The 11,643-nt window shown below is 55.2% G+C and carries 9 protein-coding genes and 1 tRNA gene; 2 read left to right on the forward strand and 8 right to left on the reverse strand.

Annotated features, from left to right (window positions below; genetic code table 11):
* Nucleotides 1-150: 150 nt before the first annotated feature.
* From ACRZ96_RS08980 to ACRZ96_RS09010, 7 genes are all read right to left on the reverse strand, one after another.
* Nucleotides 151-1,440, reverse strand: coding sequence for a dynamin family protein (locus tag ACRZ96_RS08980; RefSeq protein ID WP_170818332.1), 1,290 nt, complete (start codon nucleotides 1,438-1,440; stop codon nucleotides 151-153).
* On the reverse strand, nucleotides 1,437-3,479 hold the full coding sequence (locus ACRZ96_RS08985; RefSeq protein ID WP_480706143.1) for a dynamin family protein: 2,043 nt from the start codon (nucleotides 3,477-3,479) through the stop codon (nucleotides 1,437-1,439). The genes ACRZ96_RS08980 and ACRZ96_RS08985 overlap by 4 nt, the downstream gene beginning before the upstream one ends.
* Before the next feature lie 68 nt (nucleotides 3,480-3,547).
* On the reverse strand, nucleotides 3,548-4,411 hold the full coding sequence (locus ACRZ96_RS08990; protein ID WP_170407298.1) for a hypothetical protein: 864 nt from the start codon (nucleotides 4,409-4,411) through the stop codon (nucleotides 3,548-3,550).
* A gap of 22 nt (nucleotides 4,412-4,433) precedes the next feature.
* The gene (locus tag ACRZ96_RS08995; protein ID WP_170511880.1) at nucleotides 4,434-4,835 is read right to left on the reverse strand and encodes a hypothetical protein; all 402 of its coding nucleotides are present in this window, start codon (nucleotides 4,833-4,835) and stop codon (nucleotides 4,434-4,436) included.
* Between the two features lie 25 nt (nucleotides 4,836-4,860).
* A complete protein-coding gene (locus ACRZ96_RS09000; protein WP_170511878.1) occupies nucleotides 4,861-6,510 on the reverse strand; it encodes a dynamin family protein in 1,650 nt (549 codons plus the stop codon).
* 8 nt (nucleotides 6,511-6,518) lie between these two features.
* The gene (locus ACRZ96_RS09005; RefSeq protein WP_170393929.1) at nucleotides 6,519-8,519 is read right to left on the reverse strand and encodes a dynamin family protein; all 2,001 of its coding nucleotides are present in this window, start codon (nucleotides 8,517-8,519) and stop codon (nucleotides 6,519-6,521) included.
* Nucleotides 8,520-8,521: 2 nt separating this feature from the next.
* Entirely contained in the window at nucleotides 8,522-8,935 is a 414-nt protein-coding gene (locus tag ACRZ96_RS09010) for a hypothetical protein (protein ID WP_170393931.1), read from the reverse strand.
* A 768-nt stretch (nucleotides 8,936-9,703) separates the two neighbouring features.
* Here ACRZ96_RS09010 and ACRZ96_RS09015 point away from each other — a divergent pair.
* A tRNA-Leu gene (locus ACRZ96_RS09015) sits at nucleotides 9,704-9,788 on the forward strand.
* A gap of 50 nt (nucleotides 9,789-9,838) precedes the next feature.
* Here the strand turns inward: ACRZ96_RS09015 and ACRZ96_RS09020 are convergent.
* On the reverse strand, nucleotides 9,839-10,456 hold the full coding sequence (locus tag ACRZ96_RS09020; RefSeq protein ID WP_170407287.1) for a TetR/AcrR family transcriptional regulator: 618 nt from the start codon (nucleotides 10,454-10,456) through the stop codon (nucleotides 9,839-9,841).
* A gap of 161 nt (nucleotides 10,457-10,617) precedes the next feature.
* Here ACRZ96_RS09020 and ACRZ96_RS09025 point away from each other — a divergent pair, with 161 nt between their 5' ends.
* Nucleotides 10,618-11,547, forward strand: a complete 930-nt coding sequence (locus ACRZ96_RS09025; protein ID WP_480706139.1) for an AEC family transporter — start codon at nucleotides 10,618-10,620, stop codon at nucleotides 11,545-11,547.
* Nucleotides 11,548-11,643 lie beyond the last annotated feature (96 nt).

The raw sequence follows: 11,643 nt of genomic DNA on the forward strand, positions 1-11,643 counted from the left end.
TTCATTACACTATATGTTGTGTTTGCCTGATGGAAGAAATGGATTCTATACCGCCGAAATAGAGGCTTGGTCCACGAATTCGAAACAATATCGCGGCGATTCCGAACGCTTCGAATCGCTGCGATGCGGCTCAATTCAAGCGGGAAAAACTTATGTGCCGGTTTTTGGGGGCGCCGACGCAACAGAGCTGCCCGCCCAAGCCAGATTGTCGCTGAGCTGTGCGAGAATGCTTATTGCATCCTTCAGCGGTGCGTCCCCGGTTTCAAACTGCAGCAACAGCAACAGGTCAGTGGCCTTTTCAAACTCGGCCGGAATCCAGTCTGCTTTGGGATCGATTTCGGTACCAGATTCTAACCTTTCGGCAAAATCCTCGACGATTTCCTGACAGCTTTGCAGGAAGGCCGCCGGTTCAATATCTGAGCTTTCGCGCAGATCGTTGTAAATGCTGGCGATGGCCGCAAGCCAGTCTTCAAGGATTGGATTGTCCAGGGGGGGCAGGGCGGCCTCTAGGCTTGCCTGCACAGTATTGCCGTCGGCCTCAGCGCCATCTGTCGAAGCCGCACCAGTAAGGTTCTCCAGATAAGGCATAAACTCTTCAGCCAGATCTTTTTGGGCGGCCTCAAGATCATGGCGACGGTGATCAGAGGCAATGTGCAAAACCTGTTCTGCCAAGTTCTGCCCGCCACAGGTTTCCCACAAAGCAAAGTCGGGTTCAGGCTCTTGTTCCATGGCCCGTACCGCTACCGGGGTGCCGATGGTCACAACCGCGCGAAACAAATCGCCCTTCTCCTTGTTCAGGCGTGCGACTACCCGATCCAGAGCATCCCGCACCGGAGGCAAATCGGCATGTGTTACAGCCAACAAGCTGTTATTGCGCAGCTTTTGAGGGACCTGCGACCACAAATGGCGTTCGGTTTCACGCCAGGCGTTGGTGCCATTGGTGCACCAGATCGCACAATCCACATAGTCGAGCAAATTTAGAGTCTGTTTGTAGGTATCATCCAGTGCACCGGCACCGGGCAGATCAAACAGCGAAATCTCCTGCAGGGCAGGGGTGTTCAACCCGACCGAGATGAAATCGGGTTCGTCCGCCGCTGCCTTTTCCAGCGCTATACCCGAATAGACTTTGGGTTCCTTGTCCCACCAACCAACGGTTGTCTCAGGCGTATCAGCATAGGCCACGATCACCAGGGGCAATTTCAGATGCTGCGGCCCGGTGGGCAGAATGTCTGCCCCCGCCAGCATGTTGGCAAGGCTGGACTTTCCGGCTCCAAACTCCCCGGCAAAACCAATGGAAACCGCGTTCGAAAGCCGCTCGGCATGGGCCAGCGCGCGGGCGCGCATATCATCCAGCTCTGCCGATGAGGGAGCATTTTCGGTGGCGGTCAGGAAACGCTCTAGCTGGCGCACTTCCTTCTCGGTTCCGGGGAATTCAATCATTCTGCGGCCTCTGCCTGTCGAGTGTCCACTGGTGCAGTTCCGTGCACCGCCCCTAGTTCATCGCTGATGCGCCGCGCTTCGTCAACCGCACGTTGCGCTTCGGCGCGCGCGTTCGACCCATCGGGGCCTGCGCGATGTTCCAGATGCCCGGCCAGCAGCGCCATATAATGGTCAAGAACGGTTTTCATCCGTTCGATAAGGTCGCTTCTGGCGGTATCTACAAGATCGTCTCCGATCATCTCAAACTCTTGAACGATCATCCGTTCGGCGCGGTTCAACACACTGCGACGCGATATCAGTCGCGACAGCCATGTCACACGCAACTCAACCGTGATGCCACGCGTCAGTGCGCTTGTATTCGGACGGAACCAACGCACCGCGCTGGTATTCATGCGATTGTCCGCGGGTTCCTGCCATCCGGGCAGGGCGCGCAAAGCAGCATTGGTCTGCATATCGATTGCGTAAAGCTCACTAAGCATGCGCTGCCGCACCACCTGGGTCGCGCCCTGGACAAGCTCGCGCATTCGCTCACGCAGAGGCGTAAAGTTCAGCTCGGTATCTCCGTCTTTGGCCAGCAAAGGCGATTGCCCATCAGGGCCGCGCACAACGATCGAGACAGCCTCGGCGACGGTGTCATCCATAACACCTCGCAAATTGGCCAGTACATCGTCCATATCATTGGTGATGGCCTTGGATTTATCTTCAACTAGCGCGCGCAACTCAGAAAGCGTTTTGTTGTTTTCTTCGACATCCGCTGTGTCGGGACCATCCTTTTCTTCAATCGCACGAAGCCGCGCAGTGCTGCGCTCAAGCTCACCTTGGGCAAAACTGTTGAGGTGCTGCCACGCAATATTAAGCTGTTCTTGGCGCGGTCCTTCGGTCAGGGCTTTGGTCACATGACGGCGCAGATCGGGCAGGCCCGACGCGATCATCGCGGCAAATCGCAATACACCTTCGCGGCTGATGGGGCCGGGGCCTTGCTTGATCTCTTCGACGCCGTCAAGATATTGCTTCATCTGTTCGGGATGCGCCCGCAGCCACGCCAATATCTGATCATGGTCGATTCCGGTTTCATCCCCGGTCAGCGCATAATGGGCCCATTGGGCGCTGCCCATCAGAACGTCAATCTCCGAGTTGCCAAGCGCCTGTTCGAGCCCATCCAATACGTCAGTGCGCACCTTGCCGGCATCTTCGGCGCCACCACCCAATTCGTCCACGCGGTTGATGAAGACCACGATCTGACCAAGCTCTAGCGCTTGCATCAGGCGGAATAGCTTCAGATCGGCCCGCGACAACGCCTGATGCGCAGACAGCACGACGACGAAAAAGTCGGATTCCTTGAGATACTGGCGCGAGATCTCTTCACGGATCAGCAGCGGGTCATTGACACCGGGTGTGTCTGTGACTGTCACCGGATACGGAAAATGGCCAATGTCAAAATAGACCTCGGCCTTACGGGTGATGTCGCTGTAAAGGCCCCGATCTGAACCGGGGTCATACTGGTCTTCATCTGTCGGGTCATCCCCGGCGCAGACATAGCGCGCCAGGTCATCCGAGGTCAATTCATCCAGATCGTGATGCTCGCCAAGAAGGTGTTTGTAGCTTTCCCCCAAGCGTAGCTTGGCGCGGGTTTTCATTGCCTCGACCTGCTCTTCGATCATCTCGCGCTTGTAGCTGTCCTCTTCATCAGGGAACATGTTGCGTAACTCTTCACCTTCGGCGATCAGGGCCTGCCATTGGCGATTGTCAAAGAAATGAAACTCGGCGCCCGACGTCCGACCGGACGGATGACCGAAATGCATGTCGGTGATCACTGTCGTCCATGGGTTCACGTCCGAGGGCAGATATTCTGCGTGCCCGGTGAAACCGTTGATCAAGCGCGATTTTCCGGCCTTGATTTGACCTACGAATGCTATCGAAGGCTTGAGGTTCGACAAGTCGTCAACGATGCGCGAGATGAAGTGACGCGTTTCGTCATTGCTCGTCCCGTTCATGTCTTCTGCGATGCGAATAAGCTCGCGGCGGTTTAACTCACTCATAAGATTTACCCTGGTAACTCGTATTTTGTTTAACTTTGCAAAGTGGACACTATTTGGCAGGAACGCGGTTATTCAACGGCGCTATTCAATGTTTTCCATAGGTTGACGACAGCGCCCAGCTTGCGGGCGTCATGAACGGCGGCGGCGGTTTCCTGACCGTCGCACAAGATGGCGAGACCCGCGCCTTGTCCACCTGTCGGGCGAATGACGATCAGCTGTGGATCAGTTAAAGCATCGGAACCATCGGCCTGCCATCCCGCCAGATCCCGGGTGAATCGGGCCAATATATCCGTGTCCGGATGTGCGTCTTGGCCTTGCGCACACAACCCGTCAAATTGCATCTCGTCTTCAGTCGACCCGATCAGTATTCGACCTAATGCGAACCGATCCGCGCCCTCAAAGAATTTTCCGGCAATACTGGTGGCGCCTTGTGACGCAGTTTCTGGCTGGGCTTCTGGTTCTAAGGTCTGGTCGGAAACGATGGCCATGCGCGGCTCTTCGATTAGTTCAATCCGCGCGCAGGCCGCTTCGACCTCCGAAAAGGTAACCCCTACGTCATCAGCCTCAAGCGCCGTATCCGGGCGCAGAGAAACCAACTCAAGCGGGCCGGGTGCCGTTGCAATTTCCGACACCACTTGCGCCAGTCGTTCGATCAGTTTTTCGCGTGCTTCGGTTTCAAAATCCGGGACAGGGCCCGAAGCACAGCGGAATACGTCGGTGACCCGAGAGCTGTTGACTTCGATAGCCAAAGTTGCCCCGTCAGCCGCCGTAAATTCCAAACGCCGAGGCAAGATCGTGCCCCGGATGGCCCCCAGCACCTCATTCCGGCGTAACAGTGCGCTGCTACCCGATAGGTAGATTGCAGGCGATAAGCGCGCGATCGAAGTCCGCCCGATCCCTTCGAGCATATCCAGTATTTCACTATCCATCATGCGTGACCCCCTCTGGTCCCGTCTACACCGCGGCCGCCACCGGCCCGAGGCTGAGATGTGATTTCGTAAGCGCCAGCCCGACATTCGCGCTGTCGCGGCAGATATAGCATACCACGTGATCAGGATATTCTGTTGTCCTGAGAAAGATGTGCAGCCGGTCGTTTGAGAACACCGCGATTTCCCCAAATCCGGGGTGTTCAGTATCGTCGATTTTTGCCGCACGCAGGAGTTCTTCGAATCCCTTCATACCGCGTCCCTGAAACAGATTAGCTACTGCAAGTGCGAGATTTTCGAGCGCATCAGCGCTGTCTTGGTCCGCCGCGTCGACGCCCAATAACATGCCGGTCTCCATGTCGACATACCCGGCTGCGATGCAGTCGGGTATGGTTTCGATGGCCGAAGCCAGAGCAGAGTCAATCGACATTCAGATGCCCACCTTCGGGTTTAATCTAAATCGCATGCCACTCCGCTCCGCCGTTCTTGCGAGCCTCAGAAACGGCGCGCGGTATGTCTTGATTCCGCTTAGCGTCATGTTCCAACGCAATCTGGTCAAACTCGGACAAGAATGCTGCAAAGGCGCTTTTCAGGCCATTTGCATCGTCAGGCAGGTTCTCACGCGCCACGATTTCACCCCACATTGCTGCAGCACTGAGTGGCGTTTCTATGAGGCGATCGCCCAAATCATCTGCCTTGTCATCGGCTGCATCTTCAATCTCTTCGGCAGCAGCTTCACCCACCATTGATACGACGCGGTTTGGAGCCAGCGCATTCGATTCGGGCTCCGGTTCATATTCGTCTGCCGAGTTTTCCGACTGTTCCGCCAACAGGGCCGTAATCGACGAAACCGATACTTCGATATCTGATGATTCTTCGGCGTCCTCCGACGGCTCTTGTTCGGTGTCCGCAGCTTCGACTGCTTCCGCTTCGTCCTCTTCTTCACCCAAGACGATCAGTTCGGCATCTTCCTGCTCTTCCTCATCATCGTCATCCATGAAATCAAACTCATCCACGTCGGTGATGGGGTTTGCCAAGAGGTTCAGATCCAGCGGATCTTCCGTCTTGTCAGAGAACAAGGCACGTAAGTCTTCATCAGCGGGCTCCGCTTCGGTAGCCATTTCCGCGCGCATCCGCTCGGCTTCTTCTGCATCAATCCGCGCCTGTCCGGACTCCTCGGTGCGGCGTTCCACGCGGGCAGGGCGTACCGGGAAACTTGTAACCACATCATTCTCGGCAGAGTCATCTTCCATCGGCGTGACAAGTTTCAGCGGTGCTTCGCCAGAGGTTTTCTCGGGCCGCGATGGCTGAATTTTGGGTGCGTCTGACAGGGATTTGTCAATTTGATAGCGCGACAGCATATCCGCACGGCTGTCCATGATCTGCTCAGTGATCTCAAGGAAACTGTCGACCATCTTGCCGCCGCCGCTGCGTGACCACAGCTCGGCGTCGCCGGTTTTGTCACGGGCCATGATGGCATCGCGGGCCGAGAACAGGATCGTGCGATTGAACAAATGACCCGCTTCCCGATTTACACGGCGTAAGACCTTTTGACGGTCTTTCTGATTCAAGGCATCTGCGCGCGTCACCAACAACAGCGACTTGTGCTGCAGACGTTCTGGCAGCGAAACCCAAGTGGCACGTTCAGTCTCGCGCCAAGCTTGGGTCGAGTGCGTGCACCACAACACACCATTGGCCTGGCCAACTGCGCGTTGCCAGACATCCGTCGAAATCTTCGGGTCCGAAATGCCGGGTGTGTCGATCAGGTCGACCGCTTCAAGAATATCGGCTTCAAGGAAGATGCGAATGAACTGGGCGTCGTTGACACCAACCTGTTCAAGCTGATCCAATTCGATATTCTGCGTACTACCATCATGGCGTTTGATATAGGCGGGTCGATTGCCCCAGCTGAACCAGATCGGCGGCAGTTGCGTGGCTGTGACCTGCGTCGGCAGTGCCTGTTTGCGCAGCAGGAAATTCATCAACGTCGATTTGCCTGCACTGAATTCCCCCATGAGCGCAAACACAGGTTTGCGGCGGGACCACTGCTCGATGCGGTTCCAAGCCTTGGGAGAGACGAAGCGGGTTTGTGATTCTTTTACCATAACTCTTCTTATGCTGCTTCGTTACTAAGGTCTTTCAGGATATCGCCCAGAATATCGTCACGTGATTTCTGCGGCTTCTGCTCGGCCATCTGGGCCGCAGCCCTTTCAGGCGATTGCGAGATGCTGAGCAGCGTGTCCTTCTGTTCGGCAATAAAGTCGGTCAACGTGGCCCGCACGTTCTCTAAGACGGCGGCGATCTGGTTTTCCTCGATGTCTTTGGTGATCGAGTTCGCCTCCGACGCGATCAGTCGCGTATAGTCTGCGGCATAAGCTTCAAACCCTTTGCGGCGTTGCCACCAACGTCGCCACCATGTGCTCTGCAGGTCCAGTGCGATTGTGCGGCCAATCCCTAATGGCGGGGGTACACGCGGCACGATCGGGGCTTCGATGTTGAATTCACCTAAGTGGTTGCCCAGCAGCTTCTGATACAGTGCCTCGACATCCGCTGCAGCAGCCGAATACAGAGCACCGGCATCCTTACGCATGGATCGGGCAAAGCTGAAATATGCCGCCTTCTGCAAGGTGCGCAGACCTGCCGGATCATATTGCCATGTACCCTGCTCACCATTCTGTTCCAGATGTGAGATCAGAGAATCCGTCGCACGTTTGACAAAATTTGCTTCTGCAGACGCAAGTCGCTCTAATACCTTGTCGCGCAGCTTGGTTGTCAGTTCCGAGGCTTTCTTTTCGTACTCAGCCGAAACCTTTGCGATCGCTTCTTCGGGCGACGCACCGTCCAGATCCCGAACGATACCGTCAGAGTTAGACAGCGTCTTGGCCACTGCAGTAGCCCGGATCTGGCTGGCGATGTTGCGCGCCCGATGGCGAACGCGATCCAAAAGACGCGTTCCTGCACCCTCAGCGATACGCTCATTCATGGCGAGCAGCAGATCAGGCAATCCTGATAGCGCCCAGATCTTATCCAGCGATGCAGCCTGATCGCCAAATCCAGCCGCCAGGTAAAAGGTGTTCAACGCCTCGCGCGATTCCTCAGTTAGAATGTCCGGGTTTCCGGTCAGCGCAGCCTCGGCCCACAGAGCGCTGCCAAAAACAACGCTGGTGTTGGCGTCTATGTTGTTCTGTTTCAGTGTGTCTTGAATACGATCACGTATCTCAGGCACTTGATTGACCGGGTCTGACAATTCATCGATGCGGTTCACGAACAGGATGATCTGGCGGTTCTCGAACTGTGCGATGATCCGCATTAGCGCCATGTCCATCGTGGTCAGCGCCTGGCTGGCAGCCAAAACAACAACACACACCTCTGATCCACGCAGGCTGCGTAGGGTGATTTGTTCGCGTACCATAAAGGTATCGTTCACACCTGGGGTATCGCAGAGCTTGAGCGAGATCGGATATTGCGGGATATCCATGAACAACTCGGCCGATTTAGTCACATCGGCGAAACGGCCCGTCTTGGGGTCGATATCCGGGTCATCCTCATCCCCGAGGCAGACATATCGCTGAATCAGTTCATCGTCGAAATAATCATACTGGTGGCTCTGACCGAGAATCAGGTCAAAGTGCTTCCCAAGCCGCTCTTCTGATTTGGCCTTCATCTCGCCGATTTGACGGCGAATATCGTCCATCTCATCATCGGCACCGGCTCGATTGGCCAACTCGCCCAGACGACCGCCGCCAACCATCAGATTGTCCCATTCTTCCTGCTCGAAGAATGTGAATTTGGAACGGGTGTCGCCTTCTGTGCGGGTGTTGATGTTCAGCGTTGTAACCACCGAGGTCCACGGGTTCACATCCGAAGGCAAAAGATTTGGCCGCCCGGCCAATATGTTCACGATCGAGGATTTGCCGGCCTTCACCTGCCCGACCATCGTGACACTGGCGGTGAAATTCTCCATTTTGGTCTTGAGCGCAGCCAGCCGTGCGGAAGACCGCGCATCCGCCACCTCTGTCAGTTGGTCGATCTGTGTCGTCAACGAGGTCATTGCCTCTGTCATCTCAGACAGGGACTCGTTTCCGACAGACAGAAGGTGGTCGTTACGCGCCATGGTCAGCCTCCGGTACCAGTTGCAGCGATGTGGTTCCCTGCCCCGTCAGGCAGGCTTGCAAGCGTGTCGATTCGTGCGATCAGGTCCAGCGCGTTGCCGAGGATTGCGGCCTCGGTTCGCGGTGAAATCGATTCATATGCGAAAGAATCAGCCAGAACTTCGATTGAACTGAAGCCTTCACCATTTTCCAAACAAGCCACACGGCGTCCGGTCGGAAAATCATCTGTTTTGTTGGCAGGCAGCGGCATGCGGGCATTAGCCAGCAAGTAGCGATTGCCCGAATGCGTACGGAGAGCGACGCCGAATCCTGTGCCAGGGTGCTGACGGTTCAGGGTTTTCAGTTCGCCAATAAAGCTTTCACGCGCAAGGCTGACAGCGTCTTGCTCGGAAGCAACGGATTTGATCTGGTTGGTCACGACAGAGACCCTTGTTCTGGAGTTGAGCAGAAACTCGCACGGTGCCAGAAGGCAAAAAGACTCATTAACTCCTGCGCCCAATCAATTACGATTACCGCGGTGTTATTTTGACGCGAATAGGATATTTTGGCGTTTGAAATGTGGCACAATTATGATGGCGTCTCATAGAAAAACCTCAACCTATGAGAGTGTAAGCCACGACCTTGACGAGTTGTCCAAGTTTTTATGGCTTTGATTGCTTGTTAAAAAGTCCGAGGTTCCGTGGCGTCAAGGATTTACATGCTGCTTCTTACTTTTTTGAAATATATAGAAATAATTTCTATTTCTGTGATCGAAGGAACCTCTGATTGAAATTCGATACGAAACCACTCACCTCAAGTTACACTTTTTTGAAATGTGCCCCACACAAAGTAATCTCTGAGCGACTCAACGTATGCGAGTTTAAGATAAAGAGAAAAATTGCGATAAATGTTCGCTAAATGGAAACAAAAAGAAGGACCAGAAAACGGGCCTTCACACAGGTGAAATTACGACCAAAACCAGCACCTGAGCACTGTTCGTGCTGAAAAGACTGGCCAAACCGCATTCTCACTGTCCAAGGCACGTTCTTTAACATTTGGCACATGCGAGTTCTGGTTAAACTTACTTGGGCAAAAGATTGTTTCCAGCGAGACGATAATAAACTGCCCTCTCGCTTGATTTTACCTCTCGCACTCATTCAAAAGCTTTGCTATTCAGCGCGTCGTCGCGGTGCTTCGGCATCGGGTTGCGGGTGTGGCGAAATTGGTAGACGCACCAGATTTAGGTTCTGGCGCCGCAAGGCGTGGGGGTTCAAGTCCCTCCACCCGCACCAACACGACTTCTTACCATCAATGTGACTTATCGCTGGCGAACTTACGCAGTTCAAACGCCGTAGCGGGCCATAAACATGTCGACGGCCTGCAATGCGACCTCGTCGATTTCGTTCTGGTCAAATCGATTTTGGATACCGAACGCCGCGCGGCCCCATAGTCGGACTTTGCACAGTTCAGAAAACTGCTCGGCCGCGATGTTGACGTCTTCAACCGCCAACTCACCTTTGCTAACCGCCTTGGTCAAATATTCGGCCATCTGGCGTTGGCCGTTCCTCGGTCCTGCTTCATAAAACGCTTTACCAAGCTCGGGGAATCGGTCGCGTTCGGCCACACATATGCGAAAGACCTGTTGCGCGAAGTCCGAGACGAGAAAAGCCGTAAGCTGAGTGGCTGCTATCGTCAGCACCTCGCGGGCTGGCTTGGTCTCATCGATCATCGACAGGATGCGCTCGGACATCAGGCGACATTCGGTCTGGGCAACCTCGGTGAACAACAGTCGCTTGTCGGGGAAATAGCTGTATAGCGTTGCCTTCGAAACACCCGCCGCACGCGCGATGTCATCGACGCTTGCACCTTCAAACCCATCCGCCATGAAAACCTCTCGGGCCCCACGTAACACCTGGTCGAATTTACGGCCTGTACGCAGGATGGTGGCGGCTTGGGTCATGGTGTCTCCGGATTGCGATATCCTGCAACACTATAAACCGTTCGGTTCAGTTTCAACGCTTTTCACTCCGATAGCGGTTTTGGCACAACGTTACGGCTTCAATCGTACCGCCGACCGTGCGTCAACCTTGCGAGCCTGACCAGCCATGTTAACACGTTGCCATGGTCGAGATATTTCTGCGCACTCTCCCCTTTTTCGCAATCATCGGCCTGGGGTTCTGGGCCGGACGCAGCCGGTTTTTCCCTCCCGAGGCGACAGCATATCTAACCAAGTTCGTGTTTTTCTTTGCTTTGTCGGCTATGCTATTCCGGTTTGCCGCCACCCTGCCCTTTGCCGAAATTTTCAACGGTCGGCTGGTTCTCGGGTATCTGATCGGCACTGCTGGCGTCTATGCGCTGGCGACGGCTATCGCTTATCTCCGAGGGCTGGACATCCCCACCGCCGCGGTCGAGGCGCAATGTGCTGCTATTGGCAATGTTGGGTTTCTGGGCCTGCCCATGCTTGCGCTTTTATTCTCCGATGCTGCCATAGGTCCAGTGATGTTGGTGCTGACGGTTGATCTGGTTGTGTTTTCCTCATTGATCGTGATCCTGATCAACGGTGGCCGCGATGGTCGACTCAGCCTGGGGACGATGCGCCTGATCGGGATTGGCCTGCTGAGAAACCCCATGATCTTGTCAATCTCCGCCGGATTGATCTGGTCTGCGTTAGAGGTGCCTGTACCAGCCCCGCTTAATGATTTTCTGACAATTCTGGGCGGTGCGGCTACGCCGGGGGCGCTGTTTGCCATCGGGGCGTCACTGGCAGACAAATCGGCCGAGCGCATCCAGATCGCGGGCTGGTTGAGTTTTTGCAAACTGGTGCTGCATCCGTTTATCGTGGCACTTATGGTGATTTGGCTGATCCCGGTTGCCTCATTCCCTGCGATGGTCGCAATCGCGGCGGCGTCTTTACCAGTTGCAGGCAATGTTTACATGCTGGCTGCGCACTACGGTGTGGCCCCGCAACGGGCATCTGCTGCCATCCTGTTATCTACCATCGCCAGCATTCTGACCGTCCCGCTGGCGATAGGATGGGTCAGCGGATTCTGATCTTCACCTTTTCGAAAAATGAGCTTTCCAGAGGTGGCTGCACTTTACGCCGACGCTGCAGAGCGGTAGCCATGGCCCGGACACAACGTAAGGATC

The organism is Ruegeria sp. CF1, assembly GCF_056537445.1.

Bases quoted from the DNA above. Each gene is read 5' to 3' on its own strand.
- ACRZ96_RS09000 (WP_170511878.1), bottom strand. From the start codon at position 6,510: ATGGTAAAAGAATCACAAACCCGCTTCGTCTCTCCCAAGGCTTGGAAC.
- ACRZ96_RS08980 (WP_170818332.1), bottom strand. From the start codon at position 1,440: ATGATTGAATTCCCCGGAACCGAGAAGGAAGTGCGCCAGCTAGAGCGT.
- ACRZ96_RS08995 (WP_170511880.1), bottom strand. From the start codon at position 4,835: ATGTCGATTGACTCTGCTCTGGCTTCGGCCATCGAAACCATACCCGAC.
- ACRZ96_RS09005 (WP_170393929.1), bottom strand. From the start codon at position 8,519: ATGGCGCGTAACGACCACCTTCTGTCTGTCGGAAACGAGTCCCTGTCT.
- ACRZ96_RS09020 (WP_170407287.1), bottom strand. From the start codon at position 10,456: ATGACCCAAGCCGCCACCATCCTGCGTACAGGCCGTAAATTCGACCAG.
- ACRZ96_RS08990 (WP_170407298.1), bottom strand. From the start codon at position 4,411: ATGATGGATAGTGAAATACTGGATATGCTCGAAGGGATCGGGCGGACT.
- ACRZ96_RS09025 (WP_480706139.1), top strand. From the start codon at position 10,618: ATGGTCGAGATATTTCTGCGCACTCTCCCCTTTTTCGCAATCATCGGC.
- ACRZ96_RS08985 (WP_480706143.1), bottom strand. From the start codon at position 3,479: ATGAGTGAGTTAAACCGCCGCGAGCTTATTCGCATCGCAGAAGACATG.